This window comes from Lysobacter sp. DMC97 (assembly GCF_056313745.1).
The window spans coordinates 35,572-50,553 of record NZ_JBQUZR010000008.1; the positions used below are offsets into that span (position 1 = coordinate 35,572).

Below are 14,982 nucleotides of genomic sequence, written 5' to 3' on the forward strand. Positions count from 1 at the left end.
GATAGACGGCGCGGGCAAAGCCCGGAATCTTTTCCGCGCTGGTGCGCGGGTCCCTTTCTTTTCGAAAAGAAAGTGACGAAAGAAAACACTCAGGTCCAAGTCGAACCTGCCGGCTGAGACGTGGCCAGCATTTTTCGACGAGGCGTCCTGCCTCGTCGAAAAACGACGCACCTCCTGTGCGTCGCCCTCCGGGTGTCCGATCGCGGGACGGAGCTGCCTCGGAGCGCCCTCGCGAGGACGATGAACGCGTCGACGTTGTGGCTGCGCGCGTTTTTTTGCCTACGGCACTGCCACGCCTCGCGCTGCTTCGTACAGCGCATACCACGCATCGCGCGACAGCGGTTCGCTGCAGGCGCGGATGGCGTCGGTGAGGCGGTGCGGGTTCGCGGTGCCGAGGACGACGCGGGTGTCGGGCAGCGTCGCGACCCAGCGCAGCAGCAGCGAGGCGGGATCGAGGCCGAATTCGGCGGACATCGCCCGCAGCGGGCCGTGCAGGCGGCCGCCGGTCGGGGAATGCGGATCGAGCAGCGCGCCGCCGCCGAGCGGGGACCACGCCTGCGCTTCGGCGCCGCGGGCACGGGTGACGGCAAGCGTGCCGTCGTCGAGCGCGCGCGCATTCGCCAGCGACAGTTCGATCTGGTTCGCGACGATCGGCAGGTGGCCGTCGAACAGCGGCAACGCGTGCGCATCGAAGTTCGACACGCCGAACGTGCCGATGCGGCCCTCGCGCTGCTCGTCGCGCACCCAGTCGGCGATCGCCGCCGGGTCCAGCAGCGGATCGAAGCGGTGCAGCATCAGCGTGTCGACGTGGTCGGTCCCGAGCGCGATCAGCGTGTCGTCCAGCGCCTGGCGCAGGTGCGCGACCGACAGGTCGTAGTGCTGCACGCCGCGCGGGTTGCCGGGGCTCGACGCCATGACGATGCCGATCTTCGCGATCAGGTGCAGGCGCGCGCGCAGGCCCGGCCGGCGCGCGAGCGCGGCGCCGACGAGTGCGTTTGTGGTGTGGCCGCCGTAGATGTCGGCGAGGTCCAGCGTGTCGAGGCCGTGGTCGAGCGCGGCCGACAGCAGGTCGGCCACGGCGTCGGGCGACAGCCGTGCGCCCCAGTCGCCGAAACGCATCGAACCGAGGATGGGCGCGGGCAGGGGCATGCGGGTCTCGCGGTGGCCGGGCGGGGTGTCCGCGCCGGATAATAGCGGCATGACCACGCGCACCCTGTCCGACTGGCTGGCCTTCATCGAGGCGCAGCACCCGAAAACGATTGCAATGGGACTGGAGCGCGTGCGCGCCGTCGCCGAGGCGATGGCGCTGCCGAAACCCGCGCGCCGCGTGATCACCGTCGGCGGCACCAACGGCAAGGGCTCGACCGTCGCCTTCATCGAAGCCATCGCCCGTGCCGCCGGCTGGACGGTCGGCGCCTACACCTCGCCGCACCTGCTGCGCTACAACGAGCGCGTGCGCATCGACGGCACCGACGCGGACGACGCGTCGCTCGTCGCTGCGTTCGAAGCGGTGGACGCCGCGCGCAATGCGATGCCCGGTGGCGGCGTGCCGCTGACGTATTTCGAGTACGGCACGCTGGCCGCGCTGTGGCTGTTCGCGCGCAGTGATCTCGATCTCGCGGTGCTGGAAGTCGGCCTCGGCGGGCGTCTCGACGCGGTGAACCTCGTCGATCCCGACGTCGCCGTCATCACCACGGTCGATCTCGACCATCAGGACTGGCTGGGCGACACCATCGAGGCGATTGGCGCCGAGAAGGCCGGCATCGCCCGCGCATGGACGCCGCTGGTGCTGGGCGACGACGACCCGCCGTCGAGCGTGCTCGGCCGGGCGTACGCGATCGGCGCATCGGCGGTGCGGATCGGCTGCGATTTCTTCTTCGAGCCGATCGACGCCGAAGACGGCGACGACGCGCACTGGCGCTGGCGCACGCTCGGCCGCGAACTCGACCTGCCGCTGCCCGCGCTGGCGGCGCCGGTGCAGTTGCGCAACGCCGCGGTCGCGATCGCCGCGCTGCATGCGCTGCCCGACGATCTGCCCGATGCCGCGTTCGTCGACGGCGTGCGTGCCGCGCGGGTGCCGGCGCGCTTGCAGCGCTTCGCGCGCGACGGCGTCGAAGTGCTGGTCGACGTCGGCCACAACCCGCAGGCGGCGCGCGCGCTGGCCGATGCGCTGGCCGTATCGCCGGCCGCCGGCCCGACGTTCGCGGTGTTCGCGGCGCTGGCCGACAAGGACATCGTCGGCGTCGTCGACGCACTCGCGCCGCAGGTCGACCGCTGGTGGCTGGCGGGCCTCGCCGACGTCGGCCCGCGTGGCCGCGACGTGGACGCGTTCGCGGGCGCGCTCGCCGGCACGCCCGCCGCCGCGGGCACCCGCTGCGCGACCGTCGCCGAGGCGCTGGCCGCCGCCCGCGCCGCCGCGCCTGCGGGCGCGCGCGTGCTGGTGTTCGGCTCGTTCCACACCGCGGCTGCGGCGCTGGCGGCCCTGCAGGCATCCGATGCGGGGGCGACTGACGCATGAAGCCCCGGTCGTCCGCCCATGTCGCGCGCTGGCTCTGTGTCGGCCTGCTGCTGCTCGCGGGCCTGGCGTGCGCCGCGGACGACGGCATGCGCGAGACCGATCGCCGCCGGCTGCGCAGCACGCTCGATCGGGTGGTGACGCAGGTCAAGGCGCACTACTACGACGCCGGTTTCGGCGGACGTGATCCCGACGCGCTGGCGGAGACCGCACGGCAGCGCATCGCGGCGGCCACCGACATCGGCCAGGCCATCGCCGCCATCGCCCAGTTCACGCTGGAATTCGACGATTCCCACACGTTCTTCTCGCCGCCGTTCCGCACGGTCGACGTCGACTACGGCTGGGACGTCGGCATCGTCGGCGAGCAGGGCATGGTGCTGGACGTGGATCCCGGCAGCGACGCGGCGAAGCAGGGCGTGCATGTCGGCGACGTGGTCCGGCAGATCAACGGCTTCCCGGTGTCGCGCGAAACGCTGTGGAAGATCGAATACCTGTTCAACGAACTGCGCCCGCAGCCCGGGCTGCATGTGGAACTGGTCGACCCGCAGGGCGGGCGCCGCGAACTGGATCTCGCCGCCGAGGTGAAGACGCAGGGCCGCGTGCTGGAGCTGGAAGGCGAGGGCGCCGGCTACGGCTGGGCGCGCATCCGCAACGCCTATGCCGAGTACCGCCGCAAGCACCACCTGCGCATGGCGAAGACCGGCGACGGCGTGCTGGTCGCGAAACTGCACGCATTCAGTCTGGAAGAAGACGAACCCAGGCGCCTGCTCGATGCCGCGCGCGGGCAGGAGGTGCTAATCCTCGATCTGCGCGGCAACCCCGGCGGCGAACTCGCCGCCCTGCGGTCCCTGATCGGCGGCCTGTTCCCCGGTCAGGTCGAGATCGCGACGTTCCGTGAGCGCGAGAAGTCGAAGACGGAGACGGTGCGCGGCCGCGGCGATGCCGCGTTCGCCGGCCGCCTGCTGGTGCTGGTCGATGTGCAGTCGGCCTCGGCCGCGGAACTGCTGGCACGCACGGTGCAGCTGAAGGGCCGCGGACAGGTCGTCGGCGAGCGCACCAGTGGCTCGGTGATGGTCGCCCGGTCGTTCGGCGTGAACGTGTCGCAGGGCGACTACGTGGTGTCCAGCGCGGTGAGCGTCACCGTCGGCGACGTGGTGATGCCGGACGGCCAGCGGCTGGAGCGGGTCGGCGTGGTGCCGGATGTCGTGGTCGTGCCGACGCCGGCCGACCTCGCGGCGGGCCGCGACCCGGTGCTGGCGCGGGCGCTGGCGCTGGCCGGGCATCCGCGGGATCCCGCCGAAGCCGGCAACCTGCTGCCGAAGTGACTGAACCGGCGGGGCCGGCCGCGTCGCCGGACCGCCGATCCGGCCGGCGGGCCGCGGTCCGGGGACGGTATACTGCGCGCGCATTTTTTCCCGCGGGAACGGCCCTTGGACACTGCCCTCAAACAGCGCCTCATCGGCGCGGCCGTGCTGGTCGCGCTGGCGGTCATCTTCCTGCCCATGCTGGTCAAGGGCCCGGCGCCCGACAGCGGCGTCTCGGACGTGTCGCTCAAGATGCCCGACGCCCCGGCCGGCGAGATGGAGACCCGCGAGCTGCCGCTGGCGGCCCCGGGCCAGGTGCCGAAGGGCGGTGCGGTGGGCATGGACGCGACCCCGGTCGATCGTCCCGCCGCCACCGCGACGCCCGCCGATGCCGCTGCCGTCCCCGGCCAGCCGCCGGCCGACGGCACCGCCCCGCCCGCCGCCGGTACCACGCCTGCGGACGCGACCGCCCCGGCCGGCGCGCTGCCGCCGACCACCGCCGCCGGCGACTACGCCGTCCACTTCGGCGCCTACGCCACCCAGAAGGGCGCCGACACCGTGGTCGCGCTGGCGAAGAACGCCGGGCTGCCGGCCTACAGCGAAACCACGAGCGTCAACGGCAAGCCCGCGTTCCGGGTGCGGATCGGGCCGTACGCTACCCGCGCCGAGGCCGAAAGCGTCCGCCTGAAGGCGCTGGAAGTGCGCAGCGACGTGCCGGTGCGCGTGGTCGCGCTGGATGCCGAGCCTGCGCCGGCCGCGACGACGCCCCCGGCGCCCGCGACCGCCGCCGCCACGCCGGTCGAGCCGCCGAAGCCGGCCGCGGTCGAACCCGCGAAGCCCGCACCGGCGAAGCCGGAACCGAAGCCCGCCCCGCCGGTCGCCGCGAAGCCCGAACCGAAGCCGGCCACCACGACGCCTGCGCCTGCGAAGCCGACGCCGACCGCGCCGGTCGCCACGACCAAGCCCGCACCCGCCCCGGCCAAGCCGGCGCCGACGTCGGCCGCCGCGACCCAGCCGCTGACCCCGGTCGCCCCGAAGTCCTCCACGCTGACGCCCGTCGCGCCGAAGCCGACCGCGCCGAAGCCCGCGGCGACCGTGCCCGCCGCCGCCAAGGTCGGCTTCGCGGTGCAGGTCGGCGCGTTCTCCGACGCCACCGAGGCCGGCGCCCTGCGCGAGAAGCTCCGCGCCGCCGGCTTCACCGCCTTCACCGAGACCGTCAGCACCGACAAGGGCAAGCTCACCCGCGTCCGCGTCGGCCCCACCGTCGACCGCGCCGCCGCCGACCAGCTCAAGGCGCAGGTGCAGGCCAAGGTCGGCGTCGACGGCATCGTCCGCCCGTATCCCTGACCGTCGCGCCGGCTCGGTCCGGCGCAGCGGCCATCGTGTGTCCCGCGCCCGCGAGGCGCGTTTTCGCGTGACCCGGAGTCCCCAACCATGTGCGGCATCATCGGCATCGTCGGCACCACGGACGTCGCGGCCCAGCTCTACGACGGGCTCACCGTGCTCCAGCATCGCGGACAGGACGCCGCCGGTATCGCCACCGCCAACGGCACCGCGCTGCGCGTGGTCAAGGGCAACGGCCTGGTGCGCGACGCCTTCCGCGCCAGCGAGATGGCGTTGCTGCAGGGGCGCGTCGGCATCGGCCACTGCCGCTACCCCACGGCGGGCAGCGAGGGCAGCGACGAAGCGCAGCCGTTCTACGTCAATTCCCCGTTCGGGATTGCGCTGGCGCATAACGGCAACCTGATCAACACCGACACGCTGCGGCGCGAGGTGTTCGAGCAGGACCGCCGCAACGTCAATACCGAGTCCGACTCGGAAGTGCTGCTCAACGTGTTCGCGCACGAGCTGGACAAGCAGCGCGTGCTCACGCCCGACGCCGCGTTCCGCGCGATCGAGAACGTGATCCGCCGCGCCAAGGGCGGCTACGCGGTGCTGACCGTGGTGCTGGGCCTGGGCCTGGTGGCGTTCCGCGACCCGAACGGCATCCGTCCGCTGGTGCTGGGCCGTCGCCAGACCGACGCCGGCACCGAATACGCGCTGGCTTCCGAATCGGTGGCGCTGGACGTGCTCGGCTTCGAGCGCCTGCGCGACGTGGCCCCGGGCGAGGCGGTGGTGATCACGCCGCGTGGCGAACTGCATTCGCGCCAGTGCGCCGAAGGCGACCTGCGGCCGTGCATCTTCGAGTTCGTGTACTTCGCGCGCCCGGACTCGATGATGGACGAGATCTCCGTGCACAAGGCGCGGATGCGCATGGGCGTGACCCTCGGCGAGAAGATCCTGCGCGAGCGGCCCGACCACGGCATCGACGTCGTCATCCCGATCCCCGATACCTCGCGCGACGCCGCGCTGGAGATCGCGAACGTGCTCGGCGTGAAGTACCGCGAGGGCTTCATCAAGAACCGTTACGTCGGCCGCACCTTCATCATGCCGGGGCAGGGCGAGCGCGCGAAGTCCGTGCGCCGCAAGCTCAATCCGATCCCGCTGGAGTTCCGCAACCGCGTCGTGCTGCTGGTCGACGATTCGATCGTGCGCGGCACCACCTCGCAGCAGATCGTGCAGATGGCGCGCGATGCCGGTGCCAAGAAGGTCTACCTCGCCTCCGCCGCGCCGCCGGTGCGTTACCCGAACGTGTACGGCATCGACATGCCGTCGGCCGACGAACTCGTCGCGCACAACCGCACCGAGCAGCAGATCCAGGAGCTGCTCGGCTGCGACTGGCTGGTCTACCAGGACCTCGAGGATCTGGAGGAAGCGGTCGCCGGCCCGAAGTTCCCGGGCCGCAAGTTCGACAGCTCGTGCTTCAACGGCGAATACGTCACCGGCATCGAACCCGGCTACTTCGAGCGCCTGAAGCAACTGCGCTCGGACGACGCCAAGAAGAAGCGGCGCGTGGCGGGCTGATTCTTTTGCAGGAGCGACGTGAGTCGCGACCCGGCGACCTACGACATCCAGTCGCGACTCACGTCGCTCCTGCAAAAGCCGAACCGATGGCACCGACGCTCTTCACCGCCGCCCACGCCTGCCTCCGCGCCGCGACGCCGGAAGACAAGGTCGCGCTGACGCTGTCCACGGCCGAGGCGTTCGCCCGCGGCGAACTCGCCATTGATGACGACGCGCCGCCGCCGGAACCGATCCGCATGCCCGGCCGCCCCGCGCGCCCACGCCTCGTGCATCCGCGCGAACTGCCGCGTCGCGGATTCGGCACCAACGAAGGCCGCGCCGCGTTCATCCATTCGGTCGCGCACATCGAGTTCAACGCGATCGATCTCGCCTGGGACGCGGTCTACCGCTTCCGCGGGATGCCGCACGCGTTCTACGCCGACTGGGCGCAGGTCGCGCACGACGAGGCACGGCATTTCGTCATGCTGCGCGAACGGTTGAATGCGCTCGGCCACGACTACGGCGATTTCGACGCGCACAACGGCCTGTGGGAAATGGCCGAGAAAACCGCGCATTCCGGACTGGAGCGCATGGCGCTGGTGCCGCGGGTGCTGGAGGCGCGCGGGCTCGACGTCACGCCGGGCATGATCGTGAAGCTGCGCCAACTCGGCGATCACGCGACCGCCGACATCCTCGAGGTGATCCTGCGCGAGGAAGTAGGCCATGTCGCCGCGGGTTCGCGCTGGTTCCGCTGGCATTGCGAGCGCGACGGAGTCGATCCCGAACCGACCTTCCGCCGGCTGCTGGTCGAATACGGCCGCGGCGTGCTCTACGGCCCGTTCAACCACGACGCGCGCAGCGCCGCCGGCTTCAGCGAAGAAGAACTGCAGGCGCTGGAGCAGGCGGCCGCCGCGGCGTTGGCCTGAGGCTTCGGTCTCGGCTGGCCTGGTGCTGCGTCGCCGCGCAGGGCGATGCGACCTCGTTCACCCCTTCCCCCGCTCGTGAAGGAAGGTCGGGATGGGGGGCGAAGCGCGGATCATGTCGATGCCCCCACCCCGGCCCTCCCCCGCAAGCGGGGGAGGGAGACGAAGCGCGCCGCATTTCGACGGTGATGCCGGCGCTTGTTCGCCATCTGATCGTGGTGCGGTTCGACGCCGCCCGCGACGAGGCGCACACTCCTCGGCGGCGCTTCCGCCCGTTCCGGAGCCGACCCATGGACCTCGCCGCGATCCGCGAATTCCTCGGGTGGTGCACGCTCGCGAACTACGCCGTGCTGCTGGTGTGGTTCGCCGCGTTCACGCTCGCGCACGACCGCCTGCATCGCCTGCACGCGCGCTGGTTCGCGCTGAGCCGCGAACGCTTCGACACGCTGCATTACGCCGGCATGGCCGTCTACAAGATCGGCGTCCTGTTGTTCAACCTCGTGCCGTTCGTGGTGCTGTCGCTGATGCGCTGACGCACCATGCCTTGGTAGAGCGGCCTTCAGGCCGCTGCTTTCTGGCATCAACGGCAAAGAGCAGCGGCCTGAAGGCCGCTCTACCGAGCATTGTCCCGGGATGGGTAGCGGGGCTTTGCTCCGCTCTACAAAACCCGTGGTGCGATCAGAGGGGCAGGGCGGACAGCGCGGTCGTGCCGTCCGGCTGCACCCGCAGTACCGAGCCCTGCGTGTACCAGTCGCCCAGCACGATGCGCCGGCAGGCGCGGCCGTCGACGTCGAGCGTGTGGATCGCCGGGCGATGGGTGTGGCCGTGGATCAGCGTGTCCACACCGTAGCGGGCGAGGGTCTCGTGCACCGCGTCGGGCGCGACGTCGGTGATCGTCTCGAACTGCGTGCGGTCGTCGCTCTTCATCGCCTGCTGGCGCTGCTGGCTGGCCGCGCGCGCCTGCGCCGCGAACGCGAGCCGTGCGGCCAGCGGCTGGGCGAGGAACTGCGCCTGCCACGCCGGCGCCCGGGTCTGCGCGCGGAACGCCTGATAGGCCGCGTCGCCGGTGCACAGGGTGTCGCCGTGCATCAGCAGCGTCGGCACGCCGTACAGCGGGATCACCGCGTGCTCGGGCAGCAGGCGCACGCCGGCGCGACGGGCGAAGTCGCGGCCGACCAGGAAGTCGCGGTTGCCATGCTGGAACGCCACCGGCACGCCGGCGTCCGCCAGCGCGCGCAGCTTCAACGCGACGAAAGCGCCGGTTTCGGACGGATCGTCGTCGCCCACCCAGGCCTCGAACAGGTCGCCGAGGATGTAGAGCGCGTCGGCCGTGCGCGCCTCGCCGTCGATGAACTCGCCGAACAGGCGGGTGACGTCGGGGCGCTCGGGGTCGAGGTGCAGGTCGGAAATGAACAGGGTCGTCATGGCGGCGATTGTAGGGCGGCGACGCCTGCCGCGGACCGGGCGGCGCCGGCGGTCGGGTAAAATGGCCGGCTTCACGCAGCCGATGCCGTCGCCATGACCACCCGCACCCGTTTCGCCCCCAGCCCCACCGGCTACCTGCACATCGGCGGCGCCCGCACCGCGCTGTACTGCTGGCTGGCCGCGCGCCACGACGGCGGGCAGTTCGTGCTGCGGATCGAGGACACCGACCGCGAGCGCAGCACGCAGGGCGCGATCGACGCCATCCTCGACGCGATGGACTGGCTGGACCTCGGTTACGACGAAGGCCCGATCTACCAGACCCATCGCCTCGACCGCTACCGCGAGGTCGCCGAGCAGATGGTCGCCGCCGGCACCGCGTACTACGCCTACGAGACCAAGGACGAACTGCAGGCGATGCGCGAGGCCGCCGAGGCCGCGAAGCTCAAGCCGCGCTACAACGGTGCGTACCGCGACGCGAACGCCGGCTTCCGCGACGACCCGAACCGCGTGATCCGCTTCCGGAACCCGCTCGACGGCACCGTGGCGTGGGACGACAAGGTCAAGGGCCGCATCGAGATCGCCAACAGCGAACTCGACGATCTGGTGATCTTCCGCTCCGACGGCTACGCGACCTACAACTTCGCGGTGGTCGTCGACGACATCGACATGGGCATCACCGACGTGGTGCGCGGCGACGACCACGTCAACAACACGCCGCGGCAGATCAACATCTACCGCGCGCTCGGCGCGACCGTGCCGAATTTCGCGCACCTGCCGATGATCCTCGACGAGGAAGGCGCGAAGCTGTCCAAGCGCACCGGCGCCGCCGACGTGATGGGCTATCGCGACGCGGGCTACCTGCCGCATGCGCTGCTGAACTACCTGGTGCGGCTGGGCTGGTCGCATGGCGATCAGGAGATCTTCACCCGCGACGAGATGGTGTCGCTGTTCGAGTTGAAGGACGTGAATCCGAAGGCGTCGCGCCTCGACATGGCGAAGCTCGGCTGGCTCAACCAGCAGTACCTCAAGAGCGACGATCCCGAGGCCGTGGGCAGGCATCTCGTGTTCCATCTGGAGCGCGCCGGTTACGATCTGGCGAAGGGCCCGAAGCCGGCCGACCTCGTCATCGCGCTGCGCGACCGCGTGCAGACGCTGAAGGACATGGCCGAGCGCGCCGCGGTGTGGTTCGGGCCGCTGACGACCTATGACGAAGCCGCGGTCGCCAAGCACCTGAAGCCGGAGGCCGCCGCGCCGCTGCGCGAGGCGCGCGAGCGCCTGGCCACGATCGACGCAGGCGATTGGAGCGCCGAGGCCGTGAGCGTCGCGCTGCACGCCGTCGCCGAGGCGCTAGGCATCGGCATGGGCAAGGTCGCGCAGCCGATGCGGGTGGCGATCACCGGCACCCAGGTCAGCCCGGACATCTCGCACACGGTGTTCCTCGCCGGCCGCGACGAGGCGCTGGCGCGCATCGACGCCGCGCTGGCGAAGATCGCGGCGGCGGGCTGAACGACCCGTCCGCCCGGCGCGTCCGTCGGCGCGGGGTTGAGTCGTTCCCCGCGCGTCGCCATCATCCGGCCATGGCCCACGATCACTGCACCGACCCGCACCACCATGTCCACGACGCCCCCGGCTTCGTGGCCGCGGTGGAACGCGCCTGCCGCGAGCGCGGGCTGCGGCTGACGCCGATCCGCGCCAAGGTGCTGGGCCTGATCGCCGCGCAGGGCAAGCCGATCAAGGCCTACGACCTGCTCGATCGCATCCGCGCCGACAAACTCGATGACGAGGACAGCGCCGGTTCCGCAGCACCGCCGACGGTGTATCGCGCGCTGGATTTCCTGCTCGCCAACGGCTTCATCCACAAGCTCGAATCGGTCAACGCCTTCGTCGCCTGCCATCACCCGAGCACGGCGCAGCATTCGGTGCCGTTCCTGATCTGCGACCGCTGCCATGCCGCGGTCGAACTGGAAGACGAGCGCATCGTCGCGCTGCTCGACGAAAAGGCCCGCGCGCTCGGTTTCGTGCCGCAGGCGCAGACGCTGGAAGTGCACGGCCTGTGCGCGCGCTGCGCCGGCGCGCCGCGCTGATCGCGCGTCCTTCGCGCACCACGTTCCCCGCTTTGCTCATCGCCGACGACGCAGCCGCCGTCGTCGCGAAAGACTGCGCGCGCCGCATGCCCTGAGGGGGAGAGGTCCTTCGGGCACGCGACGCGCGCAGGGGGCACGCGGAGAAGCGGAATCGCGGAAACCTTGGTTCAGAAGAAGACGCGGATGCCGGCGGCGACGCCGCGACCCGGCAGCAGCACGGTGTCCTTGAGGAACGAGGTGTGCACGCGGCCGACCTGGTCGGTGAGGTTGGTGCCGTCGGCGAACACTTCCCAGCCGAGCGTCGGCGTGTCCCAGTGGTAGGCGAAGTGCGCGTCGACGAAGGTGTAGCCGGCGGTTTCGGTTTCACCCGGCGCCAGCTTGTCCTGGCGCATCACGCGGGTGGCGCCGACGCTCGCGCGCCAGGCGTCCGCGCTCCAGCGCAGGTCCAGGCCGAACCGGTCCGGCACCACGCGCGGCAGGTGCTCGCCGTCGTCGAGCGTGCCGCGCACGCGGTCACCGAAGGCATGCAGGTCGAGCTTGCCGCGCGCGTCGTCCAGCAGGTGCGCGGTGATTTCGGCCTCGATCCCGCGGAAGCGCGCATCCGCCTGCGACCACTGCCGGATCGGCAGCGCCTCGGCATCGGGCGTGGTCGTGCCGGTGTCGACGAGATAGATGAAGCCCTTGAAGTCGGTCTGGTACACCGCGGCCTTCGCCTCGAAGCGCTGGCCGTGGTAATGCAGGCCGAGTTCCGCCTGGTCGGCGCGTTCCTTGCGCATATCGGGATTGCCGATCTCGTACGACGCGGTGGCCGCGTGCGGACCATCGGCGTACAGCTCTTCCTCGGCCGGCGCGCGTTCGGCGCGATCGAGGTTGAGGCTCAGTCGCCACGCATCCGCGAACTTCCACACGGCGCCGGCGGAGAAACTGTCCGGCGAGAAATCGCGCACACGTCCGCCGTCGGGCGAGGTGCGCACGCGATCGATGCGCGCGCCGAGATCGAACTGCAGCGCGCCGTAGTCGCCGTGTTCGATCCAGAAAAACCCGCGGGAACGCGTGTTCGTGCGCGGCACGAAGGCTTCCTCGCCGATGGCCTCGAACGTGCGGTCGCCGAACTGCCCGCCGAGCGCGCCGGTCCACGCACCGAACGGTTGCATCGTCAGCTCGATCCGGCCGTCGGTGGCGTCGTTGACGAAATGCGTGCCCGGCACGCTGCCTTCGAACTCGGTGTGCTCGTAGTTCGTGCGCGCCACGCTGCCGCGCAGGCTTTCGAAGATCAGGAACGGCCGGTTCACGCCCGCCTTCACTTCGGAACGCGTCTGCAGCATGTCGAGGTAGACGGCCGGCTCGCCCAGCGCGGCGTCGCCGGGTTCGCCCGGATTGCCGTAGCGGTCCTGGTAGCGCGACGCCGAGAAGCCGAGGAAACCGTCCTTGCCGACCCACGAAGCGCCCAGCGCACCGGTGCGCGTGCGCACGTCGCTGTTCTGCTGCGTGCCGCGCGGCGTGTCGTAATCGCCCTGTTCGCGATAGACGCCGTCGGCATGCAGCACCAGCGCGCCGTCGGCGCCGGAGGCGTCCACGCGCGCCATCGCGGTGGTGCCGGCGTTGACGGTGTCGTAGCGAAGCTCCGCGCGGCCGGTGAGGGTCTGGTCGAGTACCCGCTCGGCGATGCGGCCATCCACCACGTTCACCACGCCGCCGATCGCGCCGCTGCCGTAGAGCAGGGTGGCGGGGCCCTTCAGGACTTCGATCTGGTCGGCCAGGAACGGTTCGACCGCGGTCGCGTGGTCCTGGCTGATGGTGGACACGTCCTGGCTGCTCAGCCCGCCCGACAGCACGCCCACGCGCGGGCCGTCGAGGCCGCGAATGATCGGCCGGCCGACGCCGGCGCCGAAATTCGAGGTCTGCACGCCGGGCAGCTTGCTGAGAGTGTCGCCGAGCGTGCCGGCCTTGGCGCGGTCCAACGCCTCGCCGGTCAGCACCTCGGCTGGCTGGCTGAGCTGTTCGGCGGTCTGGCGCAGCGGGCTGGCGGTCACGACCACGGCGTCGAGGTCGTGCGCCTCGGTGTGTCGGCTGTCCTGGTCGGGCGTGTCGCGGGCCGGCGTCGCGGCGTCCTGTGCCGAGGCCAGGGCCGGCAGCAGCAGCGCGATCGCGATCCACAGGCGGCTGCGGGCCGGGGTGCGGGCAGGAGAAGGAAGACGGCGGTCGGACATGGCGGCTCTGGATCGGGAGGAGGTCGTCAAAGAATGTTATAACGTTACACATCGACGCAACCCCCCGGAAGTCATGCCCGAGGACGCCACGCCGCCGCAACGGGCCGCGTCCGGATCGTCCCCGGCTGAATCCGCCGGGGGCGGGCGTCCAAAGCCGGCCCCGGCTGTGCGATGATTGTTACGTTATAACCATGCAAAACCACGCCTTCGGAGCGCCATGAGAACTGTCCTGTCCGGTCTTTGCGTCGCCGCCGCGCTGTCGAGCGCACCGGCCTTCGCGGCCGATCCGCCTGCGGTCACCGTCGATGCCATGGCCGAACAGCTCCGCGCCCTGCGCGCCGAAGTCGAGGCGCTGCGCCGCGAGACCGAGGCGAATCGCGCGGAAATCGCCCGCCTCCGCGGCGCCGCGTCAGCCGCCGCGCCGCTGCCGGCGGCACCGGCTGACGACGTGTCTGCCGTCGCCGCGGACGACGTGAGCGCACCCGCCGATGTCACGCCGGACGCGGGTTCCTCGACCTCCGTCGCCGCCGCGCCCGATGCGTCCGCGTCGTCGTCGGGCGGCAACGCCAACGCCTTCAATCCGGCGATCAGCCTGATCCTCAACGGCAGCTACAGCCATCACTCGCTCGATCCGGACGCCTACGTGCGCAGCGGCTTCCCGCTGGTGGGCGAGGGCGGGCCGTCGCCGCAGGGGCTGTCGCTGGGCGAGAGCGAGCTGTCGATGTCGGCGAACATCGACGACAAGTTCTACGGCCAGGTGACGCTGGCGGTCGGCACCGAGGACGGCCAGGACGAAGTCGGCATCGAGGAGGCGTTCGTCGATGCGACCGCGCTGCCGGCCGGCTTCAACCTGCGCATGGGCCGGTTCTATTCGAACATCGGCTACCTCAACAGCCACCACACCCACACCGACAATTTCGCCGACCGGCCGCTGGCCTACCAGGCGTTCCTCGGCAACCAGTACGGCGATGACGGCGTGCAACTGCGCTGGCTGGCACCGACGCCGTTCTTCCTGGAATTCGGCGGCGAAATGTTCCGTGGCGACCGGTTCCCGTCCGGCGGCGCGCAGCACGGCGGCATCGGCACGCGCAGCCTGTTCGCGCACGTGGGCGGCTCGATCGGCAGCGACAGCGAATGGCTGGCCGGCCTGTCGATGCTGCGCACGCATGCGGCCGGCGCCGAGGACGGTTTCGACGGCGAAGGCCGGCTGTACGTCGCCGACGCGACCTGGAAGTGGGCGCCGCAGGGCAACTTCAAGGACGGCGGCGTCACCGTGCGTGGCGAATACATGCGCGACGATCGCGACGGCACCTACATCGATCCGCTCGATGCGAACAACGTGCTGCCGTGGAATGGTCGCCGCAGCGGCGGCTATCTCGAAGCGGTGTACCGCTTCAACCGCACCTGGGACGTCGGCTATCGCTACGACCGCCTGTGGGCGGACGACGGCGGCCCGTTCGCGAGCCCGTTCGATCCGGACCGCCACACCGCCGAACTGACCTGGCGCAACAGCGAATTCAGCCTGTTCCGCCTGCAGCTGAGCCGCGATCGCCCCAACGCCGACGACACCGACACCGCCGTCACCCTGCAGTACCAGACCAGCCTCGGCGCGCACGGCGCCCACAAGTTCTGAGGAAC

12 protein-coding genes are annotated in these 14,982 nt (G+C 71.0%); 9 read left to right on the forward strand and 3 right to left on the reverse strand.

The window, feature by feature from the left end:
* Positions 1–279 precede the first annotated feature (279 nt).
* Positions 280–1,149, reverse strand: coding sequence for an aldo/keto reductase (locus ACT53Q_RS16975; RefSeq protein ID WP_476187836.1), 870 nt, complete (start codon positions 1,147–1,149; stop codon positions 280–282).
* A 49-nt stretch (positions 1,150–1,198) separates the two neighbouring features.
* Here ACT53Q_RS16975 and folC point away from each other — a divergent pair, with 49 nt between their 5' ends.
* The 6 genes from folC (at position 1,199) to ACT53Q_RS17005 (ending at position 8,158) form a co-directional block, all read left to right on the forward strand.
* On the forward strand, positions 1,199–2,518 hold the full coding sequence (folC, locus tag ACT53Q_RS16980; RefSeq protein ID WP_476187837.1) for a bifunctional tetrahydrofolate synthase/dihydrofolate synthase: 1,320 nt from the start codon (positions 1,199–1,201) through the stop codon (positions 2,516–2,518).
* Positions 2,515–3,840, forward strand: a complete 1,326-nt coding sequence (locus ACT53Q_RS16985; RefSeq protein ID WP_476187838.1) for a S41 family peptidase — start codon at positions 2,515–2,517, stop codon at positions 3,838–3,840. Before folC ends, ACT53Q_RS16985 begins: the two co-directional genes overlap by 4 nt.
* A 105-nt stretch (positions 3,841–3,945) precedes the next feature.
* Positions 3,946–5,166 (forward strand): SPOR domain-containing protein, encoded by a 1,221-nt coding sequence (locus ACT53Q_RS16990; RefSeq protein WP_476187839.1) that lies wholly within the window; start codon positions 3,946–3,948, stop codon positions 5,164–5,166.
* A gap of 87 nt (positions 5,167–5,253) precedes the next feature.
* Positions 5,254–6,723, forward strand: coding sequence for an amidophosphoribosyltransferase (gene purF, locus ACT53Q_RS16995; protein WP_476187840.1), 1,470 nt, complete (start codon positions 5,254–5,256; stop codon positions 6,721–6,723).
* Between the two features lie 86 nt (positions 6,724–6,809).
* Positions 6,810–7,628 carry a ferritin-like domain-containing protein gene (locus ACT53Q_RS17000; protein WP_476187841.1) on the forward strand — a complete coding sequence of 273 codons (819 nt, stop codon included), beginning with the start codon at positions 6,810–6,812 and terminating at the stop codon, positions 7,626–7,628.
* 287 nt (positions 7,629–7,915) lie between these two features.
* The gene (locus tag ACT53Q_RS17005; protein ID WP_476187842.1) at positions 7,916–8,158 is read left to right on the forward strand and encodes a DUF6868 family protein; all 243 of its coding nucleotides are present in this window, start codon (positions 7,916–7,918) and stop codon (positions 8,156–8,158) included.
* Positions 8,159–8,303: 145 nt separating this feature from the next.
* Here ACT53Q_RS17005 and lpxH read toward each other — a convergent pair whose 3' ends face one another.
* Positions 8,304–9,050 (reverse strand): UDP-2,3-diacylglucosamine diphosphatase, encoded by a 747-nt coding sequence (gene lpxH, locus ACT53Q_RS17010; RefSeq protein WP_476187843.1) that lies wholly within the window; start codon positions 9,048–9,050, stop codon positions 8,304–8,306.
* Positions 9,051–9,143: 93 nt separating this feature from the next.
* Between lpxH and gltX the strand changes: the two genes are divergently transcribed.
* The gene (gene gltX, locus ACT53Q_RS17015) at positions 9,144–10,556 is read left to right on the forward strand and encodes a glutamate--tRNA ligase (RefSeq protein ID WP_476187844.1); all 1,413 of its coding nucleotides are present in this window, start codon (positions 9,144–9,146) and stop codon (positions 10,554–10,556) included.
* Positions 10,557–10,627: 71 nt separating this feature from the next.
* Positions 10,628–11,134, forward strand: coding sequence for a transcriptional repressor (locus tag ACT53Q_RS17020; RefSeq protein WP_476187845.1), 507 nt, complete (start codon positions 10,628–10,630; stop codon positions 11,132–11,134).
* A gap of 167 nt (positions 11,135–11,301) precedes the next feature.
* On the opposite strand, the gene ACT53Q_RS17025 is transcribed toward ACT53Q_RS17020, so the two are convergent.
* The gene (locus ACT53Q_RS17025; protein ID WP_476187846.1) at positions 11,302–13,344 is read right to left on the reverse strand and encodes a TonB-dependent receptor; all 2,043 of its coding nucleotides are present in this window, start codon (positions 13,342–13,344) and stop codon (positions 11,302–11,304) included.
* Between the two features lie 217 nt (positions 13,345–13,561).
* Here ACT53Q_RS17025 and ACT53Q_RS17030 point away from each other — a divergent pair, with 217 nt between their 5' ends.
* Positions 13,562–14,977: a hypothetical protein gene (locus ACT53Q_RS17030; protein ID WP_476187847.1), complete on the forward strand. Its 1,416-nt coding sequence runs from the start codon at positions 13,562–13,564 to the stop codon at positions 14,975–14,977.
* Positions 14,978–14,982: the final 5 nt, after the last annotated feature.

Excerpts from the sequence above, each read along its gene's own strand:
- ACT53Q_RS16975 (WP_476187836.1), bottom strand. The coding sequence starts at position 1,149 with ATGCCCCTGCCCGCGCCCATCCTCGGTTCGATGCGTTTCGGCGACTGG.
- folC (WP_476187837.1), top strand. The coding sequence starts at position 1,199 with ATGACCACGCGCACCCTGTCCGACTGGCTGGCCTTCATCGAGGCGCAG.
- ACT53Q_RS16985 (WP_476187838.1), top strand. The coding sequence starts at position 2,515 with ATGAAGCCCCGGTCGTCCGCCCATGTCGCGCGCTGGCTCTGTGTCGGC.
- purF (WP_476187840.1), top strand. The coding sequence starts at position 5,254 with ATGTGCGGCATCATCGGCATCGTCGGCACCACGGACGTCGCGGCCCAG.
- ACT53Q_RS17000 (WP_476187841.1), top strand. The coding sequence starts at position 6,810 with ATGGCACCGACGCTCTTCACCGCCGCCCACGCCTGCCTCCGCGCCGCG.
- ACT53Q_RS17005 (WP_476187842.1), top strand. The coding sequence starts at position 7,916 with ATGGACCTCGCCGCGATCCGCGAATTCCTCGGGTGGTGCACGCTCGCG.
- lpxH (WP_476187843.1), bottom strand. The coding sequence starts at position 9,050 with ATGACGACCCTGTTCATTTCCGACCTGCACCTCGACCCCGAGCGCCCC.
- gltX (WP_476187844.1), top strand. The coding sequence starts at position 9,144 with ATGACCACCCGCACCCGTTTCGCCCCCAGCCCCACCGGCTACCTGCAC.
- ACT53Q_RS17020 (WP_476187845.1), top strand. The coding sequence starts at position 10,628 with ATGGCCCACGATCACTGCACCGACCCGCACCACCATGTCCACGACGCC.
- ACT53Q_RS17025 (WP_476187846.1), bottom strand. The coding sequence starts at position 13,344 with ATGTCCGACCGCCGTCTTCCTTCTCCTGCCCGCACCCCGGCCCGCAGC.
- ACT53Q_RS17030 (WP_476187847.1), top strand. The coding sequence starts at position 13,562 with ATGAGAACTGTCCTGTCCGGTCTTTGCGTCGCCGCCGCGCTGTCGAGC.